Source organism: Flavobacterium resistens, from assembly GCF_900182645.1.
In the GTDB taxonomy this organism is placed as follows: Bacteria; Bacteroidota; Bacteroidia; order Flavobacteriales; family Flavobacteriaceae; genus Flavobacterium; species Flavobacterium resistens.
This window is the reverse complement of the sequence record NZ_FXTA01000003.1, coordinates 300,673-326,555: the sequence shown is the minus strand read 5'-3', so window position 1 is coordinate 326,555 and position 25,883 is coordinate 300,673. Positions and strand designations below refer to the sequence as shown.

The 25,883-nt window shown below is 33.4% G+C and carries 20 protein-coding genes and 1 tRNA gene; 9 read left to right on the top strand and 12 right to left on the bottom strand.

The features are described 5' to 3' along the window. Positions 1-130: 130 nt before the first annotated feature. From purL to FN795_RS12800, 4 genes are all read right to left on the bottom strand, one after another. Complete coding sequence (gene purL, locus FN795_RS12815) at positions 131-3,802, bottom strand: phosphoribosylformylglycinamidine synthase (RefSeq protein ID WP_142450964.1); 3,672 nt, start codon at positions 3,800-3,802, stop codon at positions 131-133. A 252-nt stretch (positions 3,803-4,054) separates the two neighbouring features. Continuing rightward, positions 4,055-5,902, bottom strand: a complete 1,848-nt coding sequence (locus FN795_RS12810) for an endonuclease (protein ID WP_142450963.1) — start codon at positions 5,900-5,902, stop codon at positions 4,055-4,057. A gap of 197 nt (positions 5,903-6,099) precedes the next feature. Then, entirely contained in the window at positions 6,100-6,684 is a 585-nt protein-coding gene (locus FN795_RS12805) for an XAC2610-related protein (RefSeq protein ID WP_142450962.1), read from the bottom strand. Positions 6,685-6,695: 11 nt separating this feature from the next. Then, positions 6,696-8,207, bottom strand: a complete 1,512-nt coding sequence (locus FN795_RS12800) for a hypothetical protein (protein ID WP_142450961.1) — start codon at positions 8,205-8,207, stop codon at positions 6,696-6,698. Between the two features lie 124 nt (positions 8,208-8,331). On the opposite strand from FN795_RS12800, the gene FN795_RS12795 reads away from it, so the two are divergent. The 4 genes from FN795_RS12795 (at position 8,332) to FN795_RS12780 (ending at position 10,782) form a co-directional block, all read left to right on the top strand. Next, positions 8,332-8,763 (top strand): PaaI family thioesterase, encoded by a 432-nt coding sequence (locus FN795_RS12795; RefSeq protein WP_142450960.1) that lies wholly within the window; start codon positions 8,332-8,334, stop codon positions 8,761-8,763. Positions 8,764-8,766: 3 nt separating this feature from the next. After that, on the top strand, positions 8,767-9,831 hold the full coding sequence (locus tag FN795_RS12790) for a chorismate-binding protein (RefSeq protein WP_142450959.1): 1,065 nt from the start codon (positions 8,767-8,769) through the stop codon (positions 9,829-9,831). Between the two features lie 83 nt (positions 9,832-9,914). Beyond that, positions 9,915-10,631 (top strand): bacillithiol biosynthesis deacetylase BshB1, encoded by a 717-nt coding sequence (gene bshB1, locus FN795_RS12785; protein WP_142450958.1) that lies wholly within the window; start codon positions 9,915-9,917, stop codon positions 10,629-10,631. 77 nt (positions 10,632-10,708) lie between these two features. Continuing rightward, positions 10,709-10,782, top strand: a tRNA-His gene (locus FN795_RS12780). Positions 10,783-10,957: 175 nt separating this feature from the next. Here FN795_RS12780 and ypfJ read toward each other — a convergent pair. The 7 genes from ypfJ to FN795_RS12745 all read right to left on the bottom strand — a co-directional run bounded on the left by ypfJ (position 10,958) and on the right by FN795_RS12745 (position 21,196). Then, entirely contained in the window at positions 10,958-11,806 is an 849-nt protein-coding gene (gene ypfJ, locus FN795_RS12775; protein WP_142450957.1) for a KPN_02809 family neutral zinc metallopeptidase, read from the bottom strand. 93 nt (positions 11,807-11,899) lie between these two features. Then, complete coding sequence (locus FN795_RS12770; protein WP_142450956.1) at positions 11,900-15,583, bottom strand: response regulator; 3,684 nt, start codon at positions 15,581-15,583, stop codon at positions 11,900-11,902. Between the two features lie 90 nt (positions 15,584-15,673). Continuing rightward, the gene (locus FN795_RS12765; RefSeq protein WP_142450955.1) at positions 15,674-16,465 is read right to left on the bottom strand and encodes a hypothetical protein; all 792 of its coding nucleotides are present in this window, start codon (positions 16,463-16,465) and stop codon (positions 15,674-15,676) included. A gap of 120 nt (positions 16,466-16,585) precedes the next feature. Beyond that, complete coding sequence (locus FN795_RS12760) at positions 16,586-17,914, bottom strand: aldehyde dehydrogenase (RefSeq protein WP_142450954.1); 1,329 nt, start codon at positions 17,912-17,914, stop codon at positions 16,586-16,588. 78 nt (positions 17,915-17,992) lie between these two features. Further along, a complete protein-coding gene (locus FN795_RS12755; protein ID WP_142450953.1) occupies positions 17,993-18,682 on the bottom strand; it encodes an RluA family pseudouridine synthase in 690 nt (229 codons plus the stop codon). Between the two features lie 177 nt (positions 18,683-18,859). After that, a complete protein-coding gene (gene panB / locus FN795_RS12750; protein ID WP_142450952.1) occupies positions 18,860-19,678 on the bottom strand; it encodes a 3-methyl-2-oxobutanoate hydroxymethyltransferase in 819 nt (272 codons plus the stop codon). A 90-nt stretch (positions 19,679-19,768) separates the two neighbouring features. Further along, complete coding sequence (locus FN795_RS12745; protein ID WP_142450951.1) at positions 19,769-21,196, bottom strand: L-serine ammonia-lyase; 1,428 nt, start codon at positions 21,194-21,196, stop codon at positions 19,769-19,771. A 301-nt stretch (positions 21,197-21,497) separates the two neighbouring features. Between FN795_RS12745 and FN795_RS12740 the strand changes: the two genes are divergently transcribed. The 5 genes from FN795_RS12740 (at position 21,498) to FN795_RS12725 (ending at position 25,175) form a co-directional block, all read left to right on the top strand. Further along, entirely contained in the window at positions 21,498-23,645 is a 2,148-nt protein-coding gene (locus tag FN795_RS12740; RefSeq protein WP_142450950.1) for a cation:proton antiporter, read from the top strand. Positions 23,646-23,660: 15 nt separating this feature from the next. Next, complete coding sequence (locus tag FN795_RS12735) at positions 23,661-24,026, top strand: VOC family protein (RefSeq protein ID WP_142450949.1); 366 nt, start codon at positions 23,661-23,663, stop codon at positions 24,024-24,026. Between the two features lie 11 nt (positions 24,027-24,037). Then, a complete protein-coding gene (locus tag FN795_RS12730; RefSeq protein ID WP_142450948.1) occupies positions 24,038-24,334 on the top strand; it encodes a hypothetical protein in 297 nt (98 codons plus the stop codon). 54 nt (positions 24,335-24,388) lie between these two features. Beyond that, positions 24,389-24,838 (top strand): DUF6438 domain-containing protein, encoded by a 450-nt coding sequence (locus FN795_RS21625; RefSeq protein WP_317131765.1) that lies wholly within the window; start codon positions 24,389-24,391, stop codon positions 24,836-24,838. 121 nt (positions 24,839-24,959) lie between these two features. Next, positions 24,960-25,175, top strand: coding sequence for a discoidin domain-containing protein (locus FN795_RS12725; RefSeq protein ID WP_142450947.1), 216 nt, complete (start codon positions 24,960-24,962; stop codon positions 25,173-25,175). 17 nt (positions 25,176-25,192) lie between these two features. Here FN795_RS12725 and FN795_RS12720 read toward each other — a convergent pair whose 3' ends face one another. After that, the gene (locus tag FN795_RS12720) at positions 25,193-25,876 is read right to left on the bottom strand and encodes a 2'-5' RNA ligase family protein (RefSeq protein ID WP_142450946.1); all 684 of its coding nucleotides are present in this window, start codon (positions 25,874-25,876) and stop codon (positions 25,193-25,195) included. Between the last annotated feature and the right edge of the window lie 7 nt (positions 25,877-25,883).

The window sequence follows — 25,883 nt, the reverse complement described above, 5'->3', positions numbered from 1 at the left end:
TTAATATAGAAAAGGATAAGTGTAATAAGAAAATCATTTGCTATTATTGTTTTCAATAAAATCAATTCGTGAATTCGTGGCTTAAAAAAAACGCCCGATAAAATTCGGGCGTTTTAATAAAATATATTTTTTAGTTTTTCTCAATCCATTTTCTAGCATTAACAAAAGCTTCGTGCCAAGGCGAAACCTCGTCATTTCTGTCTTTTGGATAATGTGCCCAGTTCCATTGGAAAGTCGAACGCTCAATATGAGGCATCATAACCAAATGTCTTCCTGTTTTGTCACACATCATAGCAGTGTTGTAATCAGAACCGTTAGGGTTTGCAGGATAACCTTCGTAAGCATATTTAGAAACAATGTTGTATTGATCCTCTGAATAAGGCAATTTGAATTTACCTTCTCCGTGAGAAACCCAAACTCCTAAAGTGCTTCCAGCCAAAGTAGATAACATAACAGAGTTGTTTTCCTGAACTTTCACAGAAGTAAATATGCTTTCGTGTTTGTGGCTTTCATTATGGTGCATTTTTCCGTGAACTTCATGTTCTGGATTAATCACTTCTAATTCCATAAACAACTGGCATCCGTTACAGATTCCAACAGATAAAGTATCTTCTCTTTTGAAGAAATTATCCAAAGCTGTTTTTGCTTTTTCGTTGTATAAGAAAGCTCCAGCCCAACCTTTAGCAGAACCTAAAACATCTGAGTTAGAGAATCCTCCAACAGCACCAATAAACTGAATGTCTTCAAGCGTTTCACGACCAGAAATTAAATCGGTCATGTGAACGTCTTTTACGTCAAATCCAGCCAAGTACATTGCATTTGCCATTTCACGCTCAGAATTACTTCCTTTTTCACGGATAATAGCTGCTTTTGGTCTTGGTTTAGAATTATCAATTTCTGGTTTCTTTCCTGTAAAATGTGTTGGGAAAGTATAATTTAAAACTTGATTTTTATAGTTTTCGAAACGAGCTTGAGCTCTTCCGTTTTTAGATTGTTTTTGATCTAATAAATAAGAAGTTTCAAACCAAACATCTCTGTAAGTTGGAATATCTAAATTCCAATTTCCAATTTCCAAAGTAGCTGTAGAAGTTACAGAACCAATTTTGAAGAATTCGATATTGTTAGCATTTAATTTAGCTTCAACAACTGCATCAGATTTAGCTTGGAAAACAATTCCGATGTTTTCAGCGAAAAGGATTTTCAATAAGTCTTTTTCCGCGAAAGCGCTGAAATCAATTTTTGCTCCTAAATTCACATCTGCAAAACACAATTCTAATAAAGTAGTAATTAAACCACCGCTTCCGATATCGTGACCCGCTAAAATTTGGCTTTCGCCGATTAATTCCTGAATTGTATTAAATGCATTTTTGAAGAAAGAAGCGTCTTTTATAGTAGAAGTTTCGTTTCCGATTGTATTTCTGATTTGTGCAAAAGATGAACCTCCTAATTTGAAATCATCCTGAGACAAATTGATATAATAAATAGAATCTCCGTTTTTCTGTAAAACTGGTTCAACTACTTTTCGAATATCGGTACAGTTTCCTCCAGCCGAAATAATAACCGTTCCCGGCGCAATTACTTCGTCGTTTGGATATTTTTGTTTCATCGAAAGTGAATCTTTTCCTGTCGGAATATTGATTCCCAATTCGATTGCAAATTCTGAACAACCTTCAACAGCAGCGTATAAACGAGCGTCTTCACCTTCGTTTTTACAAGCCCACATCCAGTTTGCAGATAATGAAATACCTTTCAACTGATCTTTAATTGGCGCCCAGATAATGTTTGATAACGATTCTGCGATAGCATTTCTACTTCCTGCAACAGGATCAATCAAAGCTGCGATAGGAGCGTGGCCAATAGAAGTTGCAATTCCTTCTTTTCCTAAATAATCCAAAGCCATAACTCCAACATTATTCAAAGGCAATTGTAATGGACCTGCATTTTGCTGTTTAGCAACTTTTCCACCAACGCAACGGTCCACTTTATTAGTCAACCAGTCTTTTGAGGCAACAGCTTCTAAACGTAAAACGTCTTTTAAATATGATTCGAAATCTGCAGCGTCATAAGAAACATCAGCATATTTTCTATCAATAGTTTTGTCTGTCATAACCGTTTTTGGAGAGCTTCCGAAGAAATCTTCTAAAGCATAATCCATCGGTTTTGAACCATGTGATTTTGATTCGAATGTAAAACGGTGATCTCCCGTTACATCTCCAACCTGATACATTGGTGAACGCTCTCTGTCGGCAATTCTTTGCAACGTATCAATATCTTTTTGGCCAATAACCAATCCCATTCTTTCCTGAGATTCGTTACCGATAATTTCTTTTGCAGAAAGAGTAGGGTCTCCAACTGGTAATTTGTCTAAATCGATTAAACCTCCAGTTTCTTCCACCAATTCAGAAAGACAGTTTAAGTGTCCACCTGCACCGTGATCATGAATAGAAACAATTGGATTATTGTCGCTTTCTACTAAACCACGAATCGCGTTTGCAGCACGTTTTTGCATTTCAGGATTTGAACGCTGAATCGCATTTAACTCAATTCCTGAACCGAAAGCTCCTGTATCTGCAGAAGAAACCGCAGCACCACCCATTCCGATTCTATAATTTTCACCTCCAAGAATTACAATTTTATCGCCTTCTTGTGGTTTCTTTTTAATTGATTGATCTAGTTTTCCGTATCCAATTCCACCCGCTTGCATGATTACTTTATCATAACCAATTTTACGGTCGTTTTCTGAATGTTCAAAAGTTAAAACAGAACCAGTAATTAACGGCTGACCAAATTTATTTCCAAAATCAGAAGCTCCGTTTGAAGCTTTGATCAAAATATCCATTGGTGTTTGGTACAACCATTTTCTTTCTTCAACAGCATTTTCCCATTTTCTGTCATCCTGAGCGGAGTCGAAGGATTTCAAACGAGAGTAAGATGTCATGTAAACCGCAGTTCCTGCTAATGGCAATGAACCTTGTCCACCCGCTAAACGGTCACGGATTTCTCCTCCTGAACCTGTTGCAGCTCCGTTGAAAGGCTCAACTGTTGTTGGGAAATTGTGTGTTTCGGCTTTTAATGAGATAACCGAATCAAATTCTTTTATTTCGTAAAAATCAGGTTTATCTGCCGATTTTGGTGCAAATTGCTGCACTTTTGGCCCTTTTACAAAAGCTACGTTGTCTTTGTAAGCAGAAACAATATCGTTAGGATTTTCCTGAGATGTTTTTTTAATTAATTTGAAAAGAGAAGTTTCTTTTTCTTCACCGTCAATAACAAAAGTTCCGTTGAAGATTTTGTGACGACAGTGTTCTGAGTTCGCCTGAGAGAAAGCGAAAATCTCAGAATCAGTAAGTTTTCTTCCTAGTTTTGTTGAAAGATTATTTAAGTATTCTACTTCTTCTTCGCTTAAAGCTAAACCTTCAACTTTATTGTAAGTTGCAATATCATCAATTTCCAGAATTGGTTCTGGCTGAATGTTGATCGTGAAAATTTCCTGATCTAATTCATTGAATTTTTGGAAAAGCATCGGATCAAAATCAGCGAAATCTTCCGTTGCCGGATGAAATTCTTCAATTCTGATAATGCCCGGAACACCCATGTTTTGAGTGATTTCTACAGCATTTGTACTCCAAGGTGTGATCATAGTGGCACGGGGACCAACAAAAAAACCCGTCAGTGCGGATTTTTCGATCTTATTCGAGTCGGCAAAAAGCCAGTTTAATTTTGAAATGTCTTGAGCTGAAATTTCGTTTTGCGTCTGTACGGCAAAAACAGTTTTGCTTTGGTTTTCAAAGAAATGGATCATTGTGATGTGTAGTTTGTTGTATTGAGCTGCAAATTTAGTTTAAATAAATAGTAAGCGCAAATTTGATAACAAACTCTTTACAAAAAAATGATCTTGATCTGAAAAGCGATTGAATTTTAAGGATTGTGTATTTAATCTTGCAATCCCGATAGCTATCGAGAGCTAAGACGCACAGTTTTTTTGTTCACGCAGATTGAGCAGGTTTTTTTGGTTTATGAATAAATCGGAGCCAATCTGCGTGAAAAAAAATATCTAATTGATTACTATCTTTTTGATAATAGTTCTCGAATCTTTTACAATCTTAACCACATAAATTCCTTTTGAAAGATGGCTTATTGATACAGACGATGCTGTTGTGTCTAATTTTTCGAAAACTTTTTGCCCTGAGAAAGAAAGGATTTCTATAGAATAAGGAGTTGAAAAATCATTTAAACCAACGTTGAAATTTCCATCTGAAGGGTTTGGATAAATTAAAATTTCATCTGAACTTTCCACAATTTCTTCATCTTCTACAGGTAACGCTTTTTTACTGGCCAGATTATTACAAGTATCTTGTGTAAATGAGTCCCATTGCGAACTTAAATTAAAAGTAGTGCTAGGAGAAGTTACAGTTGATTTTCGTCTTAAAGTAACATCGACAGCAAAATTTGCAGTTCCGCCATTAAAAGTTCCGATAATGTCTATTAAAACTCCGTTTTTAAATAAACCTACAGCGTCATTTCCGTTGAAAGTTAATTCAGTTGCTGTTGTTGAAATATTGGCTGAACTTGGAGAAAAACAGGTTGAAGAAATAGAACTGTTTACAATTACAAATTTACTTCCAGTTGTTAATGTGCCCGTTAAAGCTAAACCTGTGCTCCATGCGCCAGCACCATTAGTTTGTTTTTTAATTGTATAAGCAGACAAGCTAACAGAACTTCCTGTATTGTTCGCAATTTCCAAAGCTTTATTATTTCCAGAACCTTCAATATATTCAGAGAAAAGCAAATCTGTTGCAGTTCCCGTTCCGCTGCTGTTGGTTGTAACCGAAATGGTATTGCTTGAAGCAGAAGCATTTCCAGCTGCATCTTTCGCTTTTACATAAATAGAATAAGCAGTAGAAGCAGTTAAACCTGTAATTGTTGCTGTAACTCCAGAAACGGTAGTTTTTAAAACACTATTAGCATAAATATCGTAACCCGTTACGGCTACATTATCTGTAGATGCAGTCCATGAAAGTGAAATTGAAGTCGCTGTTTTTGAAGTAGAAGCTAAACTTGTTGGAGTAGTTGGCGCCTGAGTATCTCCAGAAGGAGTTCCGCCCCAAATTTGATTTACATATTCCGGATGATCAATAAATGGATTACGATTATTTTGACGCGCATAAATGGCATTATTTCTTGCAATTTCTCTTGCGCTTACAGGATCTTGCGAATGCCAAGCTAAAAGCATATTCAAGAAAGCTGTTGTGAAAACCTGATTACTAGAACCATTAAACATGGCATAAGAATATCCGGCAACCGTATTTTCATATCGTGTAGCGAAGTAAAAATACATTCTGGCAATATCTCCTTTAAAGTCGTTAATTGGTTCGAAAACAGTTCCTGAATATCCAGAAACAGAACTTGATCCTAATTTGCCTCCATTTTGAGAAGTATAAGTTGCAGAAGCTACAGTGCCATGTGGATAATTAGAACGCATTCCGTTTACTTTTCCGTCCGTTGGCGTTATGAAATGTGCATCGGCAACCATTGGTGACTGTTCATTAAAAACAGATTGCGGGATAATATGTTCTCTGTTGTAGCAATCGCCTTCTACTGAATAATTTCCGCATCGTTGTGTGCTTCCTGTGCTATAATTGTATGGATCTGTTCCTGATGGATTTTCAGAATACATGTCTAAAACTGTTCCATCATTTTCATAAAAATTATCAACGTCCGAGGTTTGATAAGTGGTGTATAAGCCGGCATATCCATTATCAGTATGACCTTTAATAATATTATACAACTGAGTTTTTAAAGTGTAACCTGTTCCGGTTGCAGTGTTGTAATATCCAGATGGAATTTGGGCAAAACCAATTGAAGTTAGTACCAATAACAGTAAAAAGTAGTTTTTTTTCATAAGTAATAGTGTTTAAGATTTGGTTTGAAATACTAAAAATTTACTGATTTAAAATATTGATTTTAAATGCTTTAAATTTTAATATTGTAACAAAACTACTACTTTTTAAGATGCAAAACGTTACGGTAAGTTTAAATTTAGATAGATTTTCTTACGAGTGATTTTTTAACTGCCGCGAAGGCACTAAGGCGTGAAGTTTATTTTATTGAAGTTATTTTTTTAATGGCTTTTCTATATTCTTTTTCAGATTTAGAACTACCGTCATCAGTTATGACTATATTAAAATCAATTACTTTATTGTTTTTTATTTTATAAAAGGAAGCCCAATTGGTTCCGGAAACTACGTGACTTTCAATAATATTATATTTAGTATTTAATGTTGGGTTTTTGATTTCTTCAAAACCGACTACTTTTTTGAAATTATTTGCTTTGGAATTATATAGATATAAGCTATAAGTCCAATTACTTCGAGCATCTGAATAATTTTGAACTAAAAGATCTTTTATTTTATCGTTATTAAAATCTCTAAATTCAATTTCCTGATTACTGCTATGAAGATTTTCTTTTACTAAAATTGTTTTTTTGCCGTTTAATTGCTGAGTGATTGTCAGAGTCGCATTTTTTTCGTCATCTTCGATATCTTCTCTATCGTTGAAAGTTGCAAGTTTTATCGTAATTCCTTTATTTTTATAAATAGAATCACACTTAATTATGGTTGTATTTTGAGAAAATGCTTTGCTAAAGAATAAAAGACAAGTGACAAGCGAAAAAATTAATTTCATAAATCTTAAATTTATTTAGGAAAATCTTGACTCTGATAAGCGCCTAAATCCGGAGGTGAAGTTCTTGTAATTCCTAAAATATCTTTCGGAATTATAAACGCCTGATTTCCTTTCGCGAAAGCGGATGAACTTTTATCAATATTGAATTTGTTCTGATTAACATTATAAAACTTTGGATTTTCATTCAAGATGATGTTGTTATAATGTTGCGTATCTGTTTTAAATTGATAATCTGGATTTGTAGATGAACTACTGAATTTTAGAAGACAGTTATTTAATTGATAAACAAATGCTGTATTGGTGTTTTTACTTAAATTAAACTCGTTTGTACCTGAACCATAAATAATACAGTTGTTGAAAGTCGCTTGTGTAAGCGGATTTGTTTCAGGAGTTGCGCCAGTCAAACTATTGCTGAGGTTTACTGCAAAATGAGAACTGTTTTGCCAATTGTTATTGAATGTACAATGTGTAAAATTGTAATTACCACCATAAAGACAAGATAAACTCGCAATTCCGGCATAATTTATAACTAAATTTTCTGCATTTATTCGGGCATTTTTAGTTAGAATTCCATGTTCCACAAAATTATAAAACTGGCTATTTTTAATGGGAATCGTATTGGTTGTATTTCTTATTTCTAAACCAGTTACGGCATTTTTTAAGGTAAGATGATTGATGGAATGATTGGAGTTTCCGTTTTCAAGAATAACCGAATTCCATTGTCCTGGAATATCAGAATAAAGTGACTCTAAACGATCGCCTTCAAAAATAACTTCGTTTTCTAGTTTTTCAGATGTTGAAACAGTTCCGTTAATTTGAAGGGAAGCATTTTTTGCAACATACAATCCAGAATTGGCGTGGAAATGAACTCTTGCACCGGCTTCAAAAGTTACGGTTTTATTTTCGGGAACACCCGCGTATCCATAAATAACATAAGGTTTTTGTTTGGTAAAAAGAAGTTCGTTTCCGTTTACGGCATCATTTTCATTCAGATAAAATCCATCAACTTCTTTGCCATCAATTTTAATTTTCTCTTTTGTTCCGTCTGGATTTTGATTCGGATATAAAAAAACCGCATCCTGTATTAAGGTAACTAGCGCCACTTTTTGAAGATTGGCCCCGCTGTCAAATTGAATTTCATCAGTATATAAAAAATCAGTCGGATTAGCGTCTGTAATGTCTGCAGTAGTTTCTATAAAAATGTAAAGACTATCTTTTGCTAAAAGCGTAACATCTTTAAAAATCTTTCCATTTGTTCCGCTCATTCCGTCAACGGTCATTCTGTATTTTGAATTCAATCCGTTTTTCAACTGAATAATCGGAATTGAAATATCATTTTTACTGCGGTTATATACTTTCAATTGATAAGTGCTTGAACCGATGTTTTTAAAAACAGTATCCAAATAAACAGTATCTTTTGAGAACTTTAAATCTCCAGTACTGGCAACAGTGTCAAAATCAGTTCGGCAGGAACTGAAAGCTAAAATTAAACCAATGATGAAAAGTGTAAAGTATTGACGCATTTGAATTCTTTTTGTAAAAATAGCAAAAAACCTACAGGTTTGAAGTTGAATTTTAAATTTTAGAATCGGTTTTTAGATTTATGTCTTATCTTTCTTTAATTTTACGTTTTTAAAGTTTATTTTAATGAATTATACAAAAGAACAGATTTTGGCGCGCTGTAATGAGTTTTCTAAAAACACATTAATGGAAACGCTGAAAATTGAATATATCGACGCCGGAGAAGATTTTTTAACTGCAAAAATGCCAGTAAATCCAAGCGTTCATCAGCCAATGGGATTGTTGCACGGCGGCGCTTCAGTGGCTTTAGCGGAAAGTGTTGGAAGTGCAGCTTCTTTCTTTTTTATTAATCCGAAAGAGCAGGAGGTAAGAGGTATTGAAATTTCGGCAAATCATTTAAGAAGTATCCGTGAAGGTTATGTTTTTGGTACTGCAAGAATTATTCACAAAGGAAGAACTGTTCATTTGTGGGAAATCAAAATTACAGATGAAGCTGGAAATTTAGTTTCGCTCTGTAAATTGACGAATATGGTTTTGGATAGAAAGAAAAGTGAATAAACTATGAATCCATTTTTCTTAAAAATTAAAAATCATAAAGAACAGAATTTACCTTTTGTACTTTATTCAAAACCCAACACAACAAACCTAGTTGGGATTTTACAACAAAATAACACATTATTCACCGTTTCAGATTACAGCGAAAAAGGATTTGTTTTTGCTTCTTTTGATGAGAAACAATTGATTTTGATTCCTGAAAATGAATCGGAAATTATTATTGCAGAAAAAGAAACAACTTCATTTGAACCAATAGAAATTGACGATTTGAGTTTTGATTCTGAAGCTAAATTTCAATATGAATATTTGGTAGCGCAGGGAATTCAGGCGATTAAAAACGAAGAATTCAAAAAAGTAGTTTTGTCAAGAAGCGAAGAAGTGTCTTTGTCTGAATTTGATTTTATCGAAACTTTTCAGCATTTGGTTCAATTATATCCTGCGACTTTTTGTTATTGTTTTTTTCATCCAAAAATTGGACTTTGGATGGGAGCAACACCTGAAAAACTGTTGAAAGCAAACGGAAATGCTTTTGAAACTATGGCTTTGGCAGGAACACAAAAAGATAATCTACAAACAGAAATCGTCTGGCAGCAAAAAGAAAAAGATGAACAGCAATTTGTAACTGATTTTATTGTAAAAAGATTGAGAGAATTTACGGCTTCGGTTGTGGTTTCTGAACCTTACAGCTTAAAAGCGGGTTCAATCTGGCATATTAAAACGGATATTTCGGGAGTTTTAAAGAAAAATTCAACTTTAGAAGAAGTTATCGATACATTACATCCAACACCTGCTGTCTGTGGACTTCCAAAAAAGAAATCAAAAACATTTATTTTAGAAAAAGAAAATTACGATAGAACTTTCTACACTGGTTTTTTAGGTGAATTGAACAGTACTTTTGAAGGAATTAAAGCAAGTTCTGATTTATTTGTAAATTTACGATGCATGCAGATTCAGGAAGATAAAGCTATTTTGTACATGGGCTGCGGTATTACAAAAGAAAGTATTCCCGAAAAAGAATGGGAAGAAAGCGTCAACAAATCGATGACGATGAAAAGAGTTTTAAGAAAATAGTTTCAAGTTTGAAGTTTCAGGTTTCACGTTTTGTGCACAACTTGAAACCTGAAACCTGAAACAAAACATACAAAAACAAAAAAATGAAACTAGACATATTAGCCTTCGGTGCGCATCCGGACGATGTAGAATTGGGTTGTGCCGGAACAATTTTAAAAGAAGTTTCCCTTGGGAAAAAAGTTGGTATTGTTGATTTAACACGTGGTGAATTAGGAACGCGTGGTACGGCAGAAATTAGAGATCAGGAAGCAAAAGATGCTGCGGCTATTTTAGGTGTTCTTGTTCGTGAAAATTTAGCAATGCGTGACGGGTTTTTCGTTAATGACGAAAAGCATCAATTAGAAGTGATAAAAATGATTCGTAAATATAAACCTGAAATTGTATTGTGTAATGCAATTGACGACCGTCATATTGATCACGGAAAAGGAAGTAAATTGGTTTCTGATTCTTGTTTCTTATCAGGTTTGATGAAAATTGAAACTTCGATTGATGGAGTGTCACAAGAAGCCTGGAGACCTAAAGTTGTATATCATTATATTCAATGGAAAAATATTACTCCGGATTTTGTAGTTGACATTACAGGATTTGAAAAAAAGAAAGTAGAAGCAATTTCTGCTTATAAAACGCAATTTTACGATCCAAATTCAAGCGAACCTGCAACGCCAATTACGAGTAAAAACTTCTTTGAAAGTTTAAATTATCGTGCGCAGGACTTAGGAAGATTGGTTGGGAAAGATTTTGCTGAAGGTTTTACCGTTGAAAGGTGTTTGGCAGTCAATAGCTTAGAAAATTTGATGTAATTTTTATGAAAATTTTTCATTTTTTTCTTTGTAGAACTGAACCTTTGTTCTATATTTGCACTCGCTAAGCAAAAATGGTGGTTGTAGCTCAGCTGGTTAGAGTAGCGGTTTGTGGTGCCGCGGGTCGCCGGTTCGAACCCGGTCAGCCACCCAGATTTAAAGCCTTGAAGAAATTCAAGGCTTTTTTTGTTTTCGTCCAAAAACAAATTTCAATTTAGAAATTCCAAATTTCAACTAACGAGATTTGGAATTTTTATTTTGGAAATTAAAAAAAGCACAACTGCTAAGTTGTGCTTTTTTTGTGGTTATTATATTTGGTTTGTGTATTATTCAATTTCTTCAAACGTTGTGCCTTGTTTGATGTCTCCGGTTTTAAAACCTTTTTTAAACCAGTACATCCTTTGTTCTGATGATCCATGGGTAAATGAATCTGGAACAACATGTCCTTGCATTTTGCTTTGAATAGCGTCATCACCAACTGCATTCGCAGCACTTAACGCTTCGTCAATATCGCCAGTATCTAAGTTTTGCTGATTGTAATGTGCCCAAACTCCTGCATAAAAATCGGCTTGAAGTTCTAAAGCAACAGAAAGTTTATTGGCTTCGGCCTCACTTTTTCCTTCCTGCGCCTGACGCATTTTTGCCGAAGTGCCCAGCAAAGTCTGAATGTGATGACCAATTTCGTGCGCTATAACGTATGCAATTGCAAAATCTCCTCCTTTCGCTCCAAATTTACTTTGAAGCTCCTCAAAGAAACCTAAATCCATATAGACTTTTTGATCTCCAGGACAATAAAAAGGTCCAGATGCTGAAGAGGCTCCACCACAAGCTGTTTGTACAGATCCTCTAAAAAGAACTAATTTTGGCTTTTTATAAGTCATTCCATTTTCTTCGAATATTTTGCTCCAAATATCTTCGGTATCTGCCAAAGTAACTCTCACAAAATTCCCCATTTCTTCATCTTCCTTGCTTAATGGAGCTGCTGCTTCAGTTTGTTGCTGTCCGCCTTGCATTTGTTCTAAAACTGGTGCTATTTGTTTGCCAGTTTCTCCGCCAAAAACATTCAACAGCAAAACAATGATTCCAATAACACCTCCACCAATAGCGACTTTCCCGCCTGAGATGCCTCTTCGGTCTTCAACATTATCGCTTTGTCTTCTGCCTTGCCATTTCATAGTGTACTAGATTTAAACTTATTATGTTTTTATTAATACGAATTTATATATTTTTCAGCAATATTTTTACAATCTGAATCAATTAGTTTTGAACTATTTTAACCATTTTCGCAATGCTTCTTCTACAGTACCTCTAATAATAGGTTTTGAGATATAATCGTTCATTCCAGCCGCAATACATTTGTTCTTTTCTTCTTTTTCTGCTCCAGCCGTTACCGCGATAATAGGGATGTTTTTGCCAATTTCTGTAACCCTTATGGCTTTTGTAGCTTCGTAACCGTTCATGATTGGCATTTGTATGTCCATAAACACAAGATCGGGGTTTATATTTTCGATTTGTTTTACGGCTTCATAGCCATTTTCACATTCAAAAATAATCGAATTCATGTTGAGGTTTTTGACAATGGTTTTCAAAAGAAGCATATTTACTTTATTGTCTTCTACAATCAGAATATTTATTTTTTCCATATTCGAATTATAGCTCAATGCATATTCAGGTTCAACTCCGTTTGAAAGCGCTTTTAGTTTTTCGCTTACCGTGTTTTGGCTGGTTTTAAGACTCAGATCAAAATAAAAAGTGCTTCCTACGTCAATTTTGCTTTTAAGCTGAAGACGACTTTCCATTAAAGCCAATAACTGATTTGAGATCGTCAAACCTAAACCGGTTCCTCCAAATTTTCGGGTTGTTGAACTGTCTTCTTGTGAAAAAGCTTTGAAAATTTTCTTCTGATTTTTTTCTAATATTCCAATTCCGGTATCAATAACTGAAAAACGAATAACATGAAAGTCGTCACATTTTTTATCCAGTACAGAAACATTCAATTTTATAGAACCTTCATTAGTAAATTTGATGGCATTTGATAAAAGATTGATCAAAATTTGTTTTAAACGTACAATGTCCGTCCAGATGTATTTAGGCACATTTGGGTCGACATTTAGTTCAAGCAAAAGATTTTTTTGATTTGATTCATATATAATCAAGTCAAATATTTGTCCGAGTATTTTTTGAAGATCATATAAATCAATATAAAGTTCGAGTTTTCCTGCTTCAATTTTTGAGAAATCAAGAATGTCATTAATAATTTCGAGCAACGAATGCGCCGACTGATTAATGGTTGTCATGTATTTTTCCTGAATTTCTTCAAGATTTGTTTTCATCAATAAGTGTGTAAATCCGATGATTCCATTCAATGGAGTTCTGATTTCATGTGACATATTGGCTAAGAAATCAGATTTTGATTTATTTGCAGCTTCGGCAAGTTCTTTTGCTTTAATGGCATCTTCACTTTCTTTAATCTTTGCCTGATTTCTATGTCGGTCTAAAGCAGATGATATATTATTAGCTAATGTCTGATAGATGTAAATTTCATCATCTGTCCATTTTCTTTCTTTTGTGCAATCGTCAAAACCGATAAAACCAGAGAAAACATTATTTGAAAATAAAGGAAGAATCAAAATTGATTTGATATCATTTGTAACAAGCAAGTTTTTAAAAAACGTATCGTCAAGATTTTTTGTCAGTGTGCTTAAAACTCTTTTGCTTTGCGAATGAAAAATAATTTCCTTCAAATTTTCGTCAGTAAATTTTTGAAGCTCTGTTATTTGATGAGCAACTCCTTCTCTTGACCATTTGTATTTCTGACTAATTGTATTGGTTTCAAAATCTTTTTCATAGTAAAAAATATGATCTGCTTTTGAAGCTTTTCCGATAATATCATAGGTTTCCTGAAACATTTTCTGAGGTCCTTTGCTTGACAGAAACTTTTCTGTACAAAGCGCCATTGCCGAAAGCAAATCGGTTTTTAGTTCCAGTTTTTTCTCGGCTTTAAGTCTCATTTGCGAAGAAATAGCAAGTGAAATAACATCGGCTATCGTTCTTGCGTAGTTAATATCTTCATTGTCCCATTCTCTTTTTTCTCCTGTACTTTCAAAACAGGCAACTCCGGCCAATTGTCCGTTTAAGAAAATAGGAACATCAAGCATTGACTTGATTTTGTTTTTTGTAAAATAAATTTTTTGAAATTCAGATGTTTCTAATTTATCAAAAACGTCAGGCGCGTTGATTATGGCTTTGTTTTTTAGCGTTTCAAAATAAATTGGATACGATTCTTTATCGAGAACATTTTTATCGCTCAAGGATTGATTGTCCCGGCTAAATAAATTCTTGCATGTAATGACATCATTTGAAAATTTCCAGAAACTTACGCGATTCGCTTTTGATACAATTGCTCCTTCTTTGATGATATAATCAATCACAGTTTGCATATTATCGTAATCGCTAAAATTTGTTGTCGAAAGCTTTTTGGTTGAGTTGTTATAAGATTCGATTTTTTCTAAACGTCTCTTTTTCTCGTTTTCAACATTTTTTAATTCGGTTATATCTCTTGCGATTCCTGCAAAACCGGTAGTAATTCCCAAGTCGTTTTTGCGAACGATTACTTTTTGGGAAATCCATAATTCCTCACCGTTTTTCTTTAAAATCGGAATTTCGATTGTTGGATAATTCAGTTCATTTTTTTCCAGATTTTCATAAAAATCAACTGCATTCCCAATATAATCTTCATGAATAAAATTTGAATAATGCTGTAAAAGCACTTCATTTTCAGTATATCCTAAAATGGAATAACCAAACTCATTTATAAAGGTAAAATGACCTTCAATGCTTATTTCAAAAATAATATCGGTGGCAGTTTGTATTAGGTTTTTATATTGATCCTGAACTATAATTTGCTCTGTAACATCCTGACCAATACTAATAATCAAGTCTTCTGAAAACTTTTTATCTTTCCATTGAATGTATTTGTATTCCCCGTTTTTACTTTTTAATTTTCGGATATACAGTTTGTTGTCAATATAATTTTTATAATAATTGTCTCTGCTGAATTCGGAATCTTCGGTAAGTTTCCAAAATTCAAGCGCCATCACTTCGTCTGGATGATAACCTAAAATCGAAGTAATTGTTTCACTACAGAATAATAATTCGCCATTATCATTTGTTGCAATGGTAAGCGAATTTCCTTTGTGTACAATTTCATTCGTAAACCTGTAATTGTCTTTGTTGTTTTGCAAAACGGCAAATTTTACCTGATTTATGATAAAAATGACGATCGTAAAATCGATTAAAAGGACTGAAGATTTTATGGGGATTAATTGAAAAGCAACAGTGGTAAGCAGGAAAATAAAGGTAATTGCAACAAAAAGCCAATATATTTTTATGGGTCTTAGAACGCTATAAGAAAAGAAAAAAGAAATCAGAAAAGTAATTATTGGCAAAACATCACCTTCAAGATAAATAATATTGCGCGCTACATATGAAATGTAGAAAAAGAAAGAAACAATAAATATAGTCTGAATTCTATCGCGGAGATATTTTATTTTGTCCGTAAGAAAATAGATTACTAAAACGCTGGAACCTATAATAAGGTTTATAATCAGAAGACTTACGGGTCTTATTTTAAAAATTTCATTAATAATCTCGATTACAATAACAGCGATACCAAAAAACAGAATATAAAGCTGGTATTCTTTGGTAATTGTTTCGTTTTCTTTTTTCTTCTGAATAAAATAACCAATTTTCTTTTTAATTCTGAAAAACTGGTACACCAAAATACCCAAAAAGCCAAAGAGGGAAAGTCCTAGAATAATGAGTTTAGGATTGTTGTAGAAAATGACATCGGAGCTAAAAACAAACCAATTTGTTATAGTTGATTTCAAAGAATTGCCAATGCAGGCAATTCCTGAAAACAATGTACTATAAAAACTGTAGTTTTCTACCATATGATTTGGGAATGTACGGTTTAATCAATAGCATTTTATGAATTTCTAAAAGAGTTGGCCAGACTCTGTTTTAATTAGAAAGACGTTTTGTTATAAATCCGATTGACCAATTGTGTCAATTGAATCCTCTTCTTGTTCCATGGTGAAAATCCCACAATAAGTAGCGTAAATTAGAGATGTATTAAAAACAACTGTAAAAAACAATCCTACTCCGCAGGCAACTACCCCAACTATAGAGCCAATCATCCCTAGAATGAATAAGCCGAAAATTAATAACGGATTTTTTGTAACTAAGGTAATACTTCCTTTAATAGCATCAATAGCTTTTAGGTTTCCAAATACAATTAATGGAACTGTAAAATACATGAAATAGTTAATGAAAATAGAGATTCCCGCGCCTAAAAATATGTAGCCTGTACTTTCAAGACTATTTGCAATGATGTTATTAACAACACTTATAATTAAAGTCGCAACAAATAACTGTATAAAATAGGGAGCTTTGTAATAATGAAACATTCCTGAAACTTTAAACTCGCTGTCTTTGTCTGCAGCATCGGCCATTTTAAAAAATCCTGCAGCAAAAGGCGCAAATAAAGCTGTTATAAGTGATACTCCAACTGTTGAGATTAAAGCGCTTTCTAAAGTCAATTTTGAAGGTTTCATGCTTTCCTCTATGATCTTAGGTGCATGTTCAAGGCCATAAATAGCACCTATTGTCACCATCGCACCAACTCCGAAGATAACGAAAACCAAAAATATGATCAGAGCAGAGTAAAGTGCAATTTTTTTATAATTTTCGAAAGCATGGTCAAAAACGTTAGAAAAATCCAATGAATAGCCATTATTTTTTATGTTTTCGATTTGGGCAAGAGTAGATTTCATTTTTATTATGGAATTGTTTGTACTTTTAGAATTTACGTTGATTATTGAAACGTAAATATAGTATTTTTAATCAATTACATATTATAATCTATAAAATTAACGAAGACATTTTTTATTTGCTTAAAGCCAGTCTAATAGTCGTTTAAGGGAAGTTAATTTATCTTTATAAGGAGCATATCGCATTGGTAGATCGAGCCAGTTGGCCTTTTTTACGATAGCTTTATGATGTGAGAAAATATCAAAGCTGAGCTGTCCGTGATAAGCACCGATACCACTATGTCCAACTCCTCCAAAAGGAAGTCTTTTATTCGAAAAATGAACAACTGTATCGTTGATACATCCTCCCCCGAATGAATATGTTGTAATTAGTTTTTTAGCAAAACTTTTGTTTTCACTAAAAACATAAAATGCTAAAGGTTTTTCATATTGATTTACCACATTTTCAATATCAGCTTCGTTTTCATAAACAAGAATAGGCAGGATAGGACCAAAGATTTCTTCTCCCATTACAGGACTATCTAATGCTGGTTCTTCTATTAAAGTAGGTGAGATGTATAATCTTTCAGCATCAGTTTCTCCTCCAAAAATTACTTTTTCGCGTTCAATCATACTGTCGAGGCGTAACCAGTTTTTTGTATTAATGATGCGTGCGAAATCGGGAGATTTGTCTATTTTTTTGCCATATGCTTTTAATATTTCATCAATTAAAAAAGTGATGAAATTAACTTTCATATTTTTCTGAATCAAAATATAATCAGGTGCAATGCAAGTTTGTCCGGCATTCATAAATTTTCCCCAGACGATTCGTTTTGCAGCTAGTTTTAAATTAGCAGTTTCGTCAATAATACACGGATTTTTGCCTCCTAATTCTAAAGTAACCGGTGTTAGATTCTCGGCCGCTGCTTTAGCAACAATTTTTCCGACCGAAACACTTCCTGTGAAAAATATATAATCCCAGCGTTTTGCTAGTAATTTATTTGAAACTTCGATACCGCCTTCAACAACTTCTACATGTTTGACATGAAATGTTTTAGAAATGATTTTAGCGATTATAGCTGAAGTGTGCGGTGTAAGTTCTGATGGTTTTAAAACGACTCTGTTTCCGGCTGCAACGGCAGCAATTAAGGGACAAAGCGCTAATTGAAACGGATAATTCCAGGGTGCAATTACTAAAACTTTTCCGTAAGGTTCTTTGTAAATATAATCAGTGGAAGGGAAATTAAGAAGTGACGGAAAAATGTTTTTGGGTTTAGCCCAGGAATTAATGTTTTTGATGGTGTCTTTTAATTCCGAAATAACATAATTTGTTTCCGTTAAAACAGCTTCAAATTCTGGCTTTTTAAAATCATCGTACAAAGCTTTTACAATTAAATCTTCGCTTTTTTGAATGTTATACAACAATTTTTTCAGCGTTTCTTTTCTGTATCCGATGTCGTTTTTGTAGTCCATTTTATGATTAGCTTGTTTTCTTTGACTATGCAAGTTAATCGATAATAATTAAAAAATTAACAATTATATCATAAAAAATCAAACGGCATTCCAAATTGTATCGTCTGGAACTGGCGCTATAATTGTGATGTTTTCTTTAGAAACGGGATGAACAAAAACCAGCTTTCTCGCGTGAAGATGAATTCCGCCATCAGGATTGCTGCGATCAGCGCCGTATTTTAAATCTCCTTTTATTGGAGAACCAATTGCGGACAACTGCGCTCTAATTTGATGATGACGTCCAGTATGAAGATTAATTTCTAAAGCTGTATAATTTTGAAGCTCTTTGATGATTTTGTAGTCCAGACTTGCGAGTTTGCTGTCGGGAACTTCTTTTAAATGCGCTTTTGAAGTGTTGTTTTTTTCGTTTCGTTTTAAATAGTGAACTAATTTGGCAGTAGCTTCCAATGGTTTGTTTTTTACAACCGCCCAATATGTTTTTTTAGTTTCACGATTACTAAAAAGTTCGTTCATTCTAGATAAAGCTTTACTAGTTCTCGCAAAAACTACAATTCCGGTTGTAGGTCGATCCAAACGGTGAATTACGCCCAAAAAAACATCACCTGGTTTATTATATTTGGCTTTAATGTATTCTTTCACAACATCAGATAAAGGTTTGTCTCCTGTTTTATCTCCCTGCACAATATCGCCCACACGCTTGTTGACCACAATAATGTGATTGTCTTCGTGCAAGATTTGGAGATTGTTTTTATCTGAAATAATTTTCATTTTAAGTTGAAATTTAGATTGAGAAAGTTAGGTTAAAGCCTTCAAGTAGCCTTAAAAATGAACCTCCAGCTAAAGCTGGAGGCAATTGAATTTGAATTTTATATTTTTTAATGTTCTTTGAATCTTTGTGCCTAAAAACTTAGTTCCTTAGAATCTTAGCAACTTAGAACCTTAAAATTAATATTGTTCACTAGCGTTAGGAAAATCTTTCGACTTCACATCAGTAGCATATTGACCGATTGCTTTTGTCATTAATTCGTATAAATTTAAGTAACGGCGCAAGAAACGCGGACTAAATTCATTGTTCATTCCTAACATATCATGAATCACCAAAACTTGTCCATCAACACCTCCTCCGGCACCAATTCCGATAACAGGAATCGAAATGCTTTCAGCTACTTTTTTAGCAAGATCAGCAGGTATTTTTTCTAAAACTACAGCAAAACAACCAATTTTTTCAAGAAGTTTAGCGTCTTCAATTAATTTTTCAGCTTCTTGATCTTCTTTTGCACGAACACTATAAGTCCCAAATTTATAGATAGACTGAGGTGTTAAACCCAAATGTCCCATAACAGGAATTCCGGCGTTTAATATTTTTTTGATTGATTCCTTGATTTCTTTTCCGCCTTCTAATTTTACTGCATGTCCGCCACTTTCTTTCATGATTCTGATAGAAGAACGCAAAGCTTCTTTTGGATCAGACTGATAGCTTCCAAAAGGTAAATCAACTACAACTAAAGCTCTTTCGACAGCGCGAACTACAGATGAAGCATGATAAATCATCTGATCTAAAGTAATTGGCAAAGTTGTTTCGTGACCCGCCATTACGTTTGAAGCAGAATCACCCACTAAAATCACATCAACACCAGCAGTATCGACAATTTTGGCCATTGTATAATCGTACGCGGTAAGCATAGAGATTTTTTCTCCATTGCTTTTCATTTCAATTAATGATTTGGTAGTGATTCTTTTATAATCTTTTTTAGCAACTGACATTATGAGTAAGTTTTAGTTTTTTTAATGATTTTAAAAGCAATTTATACTTTTAAAAAGTGATTTTTAGTTTGCAAAATTAAGTAATATATTCTAACAATCAGCCATATTTACGGCAATTGCCAATCCACCTTCCGAGGTTTCTTTGTACTTGGAATTCATGTCTTTAGCAGTCTGCCACATGGTATCGATTACTTTGTCTAATGGCACTTTTGCATTTTTTGAATCGGTTTCAAGAGCTAATTCGGCAGCATTTATAGCTTTTATCGCACCCATTGTATTTCTTTCGATACAGGGAATCTGAACCAAACCACCAATTGGATCGCAGGTTAAACCTAAATGATGTTCCATTGCAATTTCAGCTGCCATTAAAACCTGAGCAGGAGTACCGCCCATTAATTCGCAAAGCGCCGCCGCTGCCATTGATGATGAAACGCCAATTTCAGCCTGGCAGCCTCCCATTGCAGCAGAAATAGTAGAACCTTTTTTGAAGATACTTCCAATTTCTCCGGCAACCATCAAGAATTGTTTGATTTCTTTTTCGCCCGCATTATGATTTTCGATTACCATATAATACATTAAAACAGCAGGAATTACGCCCGCACTTCCGTTTGTTGGTGCAGTAACAACGCGTCCTAAAGAAGCATTTACTTCGTTAACTGCCAATGCAAAACAGCTTACCCATTTTAAAATCTGGCGAAATTTAACCTCAGTTTTTCTGATTTCTTCCAACCAAGATTGTGGATTTGTATAATTGGATAAACCAATTAAATTTTGATGCATATCAAAAGCTCTTCTTCGTACATGAAGTCCGCCAGGAAGAATTCCTTCAGAATGACAACCAATGTACATGCATTCTAGCATTGTATTCCAAATACGCATTAATTCGGAATGAATTTCATCTTCAGAACGCATTGATTTTTCATTTTCATAAACAATTTCAGAAATTGATTTGTTTTCTGAAACGGTGTAATTCAAAAGCTCGACGGCATTTTGAATCGGAAAAGGAAAAGCACATTTTATTACTTCTTTTATTTTGGCATTTTCTCGTTCTTCTTTGACAACAAAACCACCACCAATTGAATAAAAAGTCGATTCATATTCTGAATCATCATTTTTATAAGCAGTAAATTTCAAACCATTAGCATGGAAAGGAAGAAAGTCTTTATTGAAAACAATATCCTGAAGAAAGTAAAATGGGATTGTATATTGATTTGCCAAAACGATTTCATTTTTGTTTTCGATCGTTTTAATAATTCCGGCAATATTATCAACCGGAATGTATTCAGGATCTTGCCCGCTCAAGCCCAACATTACGGCCAAATCTGTAGCGTGCCCTTTTCCAGTTAAGGAAAGTGAGCCATATAAATCGACTTTCACGCGCTTGATCTGATCTAAAATAGATTCGTTTTTTAGCTCTTCTAAAAAACGTTCTGCAGCCCTCCAAGGACCCAAAGTATGTGAGGATGAAGGTCCAACACCAATTTTAAGCATATCAAAAACAGAGATACATTCTTCCATTGTTTCAATTTTGTTATTACAAAGATAATTGAATAATGCAATGATGATTCGCTTTTGATTGTTAATGTTGCATTTTTGTTAAAAAAGGTATTAAATATTAATAATTTGACAACAAAATAAATTTAATTGTTTAATATGCAGTTTGCGTAGAAAGTTAGCGTTTTTTCGGTATTTTTGTAAAGAGCCTTACACTAAAACAGCTTAAATTGTTTGGTATAATTAAAAATTACTTCAAAGAATTTTTTTGAATTCTGAAAATGTCTTTTTGCGATTACAATACCACAAAGCATAAAATTACAATATGATAGAATTTTTCAGGCATTTCATACACGAATTCGAATTACCGCTCACTAATCCAGTATTGATTTTTTCTTTAATACTTTTCATAATCCTGCTTTCGCCGATTTTATTAAAAAAAATCAATATCCCGGGAATTATCGGACTTATTATTTCGGGAGTTATTATTGGGCCTCATGGTCTTCATCTTTTGGAAAAGAACTCGGCTGTAAATTTATTTTCAACGATCGGACTTTTATATATCATGTTTATTGCAGGTTTAGAGCTGGACATGAATGAATTCAAAGCCAATAGAAACAAAAGCTTATTATTCGGATTTTTCACCTTTATAATTCCGCTTTCCATCGGTTTTCCTGTATGTTATTATTTGCTTCAATATGGGTTCAATGCTAGTTTTTTAACAGCGAGTATGTTTGCAACGCATACTTTGGTGGCATATCCAATTGTGAGTAAATTAGGAATTGCTAAAAATCAAGCAGTTGCAATTACCGTCGGAGGAACTATTTTAACAGATACTGCAGTTTTGATTATTCTGGCTGTTATTATGGGAAGCAGTCAGGGGAGTTTGAATCAGGCTTTTTGGATAAAATTGACTGTTTCATTAGCGATTTTCTCAGCGATTATGTTTTTAGTGATTCCGAGAATAGCCAAATGGTTTTTTAAGAAATTGGAAAGTGAAAAACATGCACATTATATTTTTGTACTTTCAGTTGTTTTCTTTGCGGCTTTCTTAGCCGAAGTAGCAGGAGTAGAGCCTATTATTGGCGCTTTCGTTGCCGGTTTGGCATTAAACCCTTTGATTCCGCATTCGTCTGCTTTGATGAACCGAATAGAATTTATTGGAAATTCATTATTTATTCCGTTTTTCCTGATTTCTGTTGGAATGCTTGTTGATGTAAGTGTAATTTTAAGTGGACCAACAGCATTAATTGTTGCAGCAACATTGAGTGTTGTAGCAATTTTTGGAAAATGGACGGCAGCCTTTTTTACACAGATTGTTTTTAGATATACCAAAACCGAAAGACAATTAATTTTCGGATTGAGCAGTGCACATGCCGCAGCAACTTTGGCCGTAATTTTAGTTGGTTTTAAAGCTAAAATTCTGGATGAAAATATTTTAAACGGAACTATTATTCTGATTTTGATTACTTGTATTGTGGCTTCTTTTGCTACGGAAAAAGCGGCAAAAAAAATCGCTATTTGTGAAGAAGAAATTTCGCATGAAGATGCCAGCCATGATCAAATTTTAGATGAACATATTTTAATTCCGCTTGCAAAAACTTCGGCGACGGCAAGTTTATTGGATTTTGCACTTTTGATTAAAGATAAAAAATCACCAAATCCGGTTACATTATTAACGATTGTTCCGAATAATGATCAGGCCGAAAAAAATATTTTAAAGTACCGAAAAGCGGTTGATAAATTTGTTATTCAAGGTTCAGCTTCGGAAGTAAAAATAAATACAATTGCCAGAATTGATCATAATCCGGCGAGTGGAATTGCAAGAACTTCTAAAGAAATCATGTCGGATATCGTGATCATTGGCTGGCCTAAAAAGACAGGATTTTTAGATAAAATTTTTGGAGAGAATGTTGATTCGATTATCAATAATGTAGACAAAAGTTTATTCATCTGCCGATTTCCAACTAACTTTATAGAAGAAAAAAGACTTGTTTTTGTTTGTCCTCCATTTTCTGAAAGAGGAATTGGTTTTCATCTTTTACTTCAAAAAATCTGTAGATTATCTCAGGAATTAAGCATTCCGATCGTGATTTACGCCGATTACAAAACGCATCAAGCCATTCAAGGAATTGCAAATAACTTAAGATTAAACGCAAAATTCGGATTTAAAAGCGTTATTGAATGGGATAATTTTGAATCGATTTCAGATGAAATGAAGTCAACTGATTTAATTGTTTTTAATTTATCGAGAAAAGGTTCCGTTTCCTATCAATCTATTTTTGAAAGACTTCCGCAGAAATTTGAGAAGTCCTTTGGAGACAATAATATCATTTTGGTTTATCCGCAGGATGACCGAAAAGAAAGTGCTATGGATGCCTATGAAGATTTTACCGCAACGCCTTTAACAAAAGGTCTTGAAGCGATTGAACAGATTGGTAGAGGTTTAGGAAGCATTTTGAAAAAAGGATAAAAAAACATCAATAAAATGAATCACAATATCAAATCAATCAGACCTTTTATCGGAGCTAAAGACTTCGAAATATCGAGAAGTTTTTATCGAGATTTAGGATTTGAAGAAGGTGTTTTAGAATCTAATTTTTCTGTTTTTAAAAGCGGAGAATTTGCTTTTTATCTTCAAGATTACTACGATAAAAGTTGGATTGAAAACACTATGATTTTTCTCGAAGTTGACGACGCAGAAAGATATTATAATGAACTTTTAGCACTTAATTTAACCGAAAAATATGACGTCAAGTTAACTCCAACACGTCATTTAGATTGGGGAAGTGAATGTTTTCTTCATGATCCATCTGGAGTTTTATGGCATTTTGGGACATTTAAAAATATTTAGACCATAATTGTATGATGAAATTCTCCTGTATTTTATTGTTTTGTATAATATTAATTTCTTGCAATAACCAGCCTGAAAATAATTACGAAAAATTAATTCTTGGTGAATGGAAAATTTTGGTTAAAAAACCTGTATTAGATACTACTCGATCAATACCGCCTCCACCTCCACCTTTAAGAAATAATTTATTAGTTGGTTATGAATTTAAGGAAAACGGAGTTTATGAATACAAATTAGGATTCTTTAAGAAAGAAAAAAATACACAAAAAAGTGTTTATTTGGGTACAACTTCGAAATTTAAAATTTAGAACGATAGTTTAAAATTATATGATGAATCTGATGAAAAATGGTATTCATATAAAATTGCAAAGTTAAAGAATGATACTTTAGATATACTTAGTGACGATAATAGTCATAACAAATTTATCAGAATTCACCAGAAAGTTAATGAAATAGAGAAATTTGATAAAGTTATTGTTTCTTCATCCGGATGTTATGGAAATTGTCCAGTAAGCGATTTAGAAATAGATAGTAATGGGAATGTTTTCTACAATGGAAGTTTTTATAGTAACGAAGTTGGTTTCTTTGTCGCAAAAACCTCCAATGAAAATTATTATAAAATTGAGAAAGATTTTCAAAATGCCGACTGGTTTAATTTGAAAAATGAATATATAGCTTCTCACACTGATGATGAAACTATTTCGGTTACATTTATTAAGAATAACAAAATTATAAAAACAATTGAGGATTACGGACAGGAAGCGCCAACAGAGTTTCAATGGGCGTATATTCCTTTTGAGATTTTTACATGATAGAGTTAAATTGCATAAAATTAAAGACAAAAATTATTTATTAGACTTTCAGAGAATTAGTTTTTATAAAGAAAATCAAGTCTTGAGTTTAACTAAATCGGAAAGTTTTTATCTTAAAAAATTGCTTTTAAATAGTAAACAGGTTCAAAAAGAGAATGTTAAAAAGTATAAAATAGAATACTGGTCAAATGATGGTTATAAAACGATTTTTACTGACGGTAGATTTTATAATCTTAAAGCAAAAAATGGAATCGAAATTACATTAGATTTGGGTTTCGATTTTTTAAAACAAAATGGTTTTTTAGATAAATTTGTCGAAAGAAGTAAAGATGATTAAATACTTAAATAAAACTATTATCTCAAACCAAAATTCCCCAAAACACGCGTAGTACTTTTACGTTGATACCAGTCATTATAAACCAATTCTAAGTTGTTTACATCAAATTCTCCAAAATCATAATCACGAAATTTATCGGCGATTTCGATTAATTTCTTAGGATCATGAAGCGGTTCCTGAAAACGCATAACCGTTGCATGTGCTGTCGAAATCGTATATCGGCTGTCGATACTTTGCTGTAAATTGGAGTTTTTGAAATTTTCTCGAAGTTTATTTCTGAAATTATCTAAAGTCTCATCTGTTGGAAAACCTTGAATCATTAGTGCAGAAGGTGAGGCTGTAATACCTTTAAAATGAATTTTAATTTTATCAGCATCAACCATGCTTTTGCAGATTAATTGAATATAATCATTTGGCGCAATCTGATTTAATTGAAATTCCTCTGAACAGGAAATAATCGACATAACCGTAATATGAATATCAGAATCAGGATAATAATATTGCTCAGGTTCGGCTTTTTTTAATTCATCTATGAAAAACTGTATACTCGTTTTTATTTCTTCACTTGGTCGAATTAATAGCGTTATTCCAAAACGGGAATCAGCTTCGTTTTTAATTTCTGTATCAATCGAATATTTTCCTGCTGAAATCGCTTCAGAAGAGGTTTTATAGAGTTGGTTGTAATGTTCGGTTAAATTCATTTTAAAA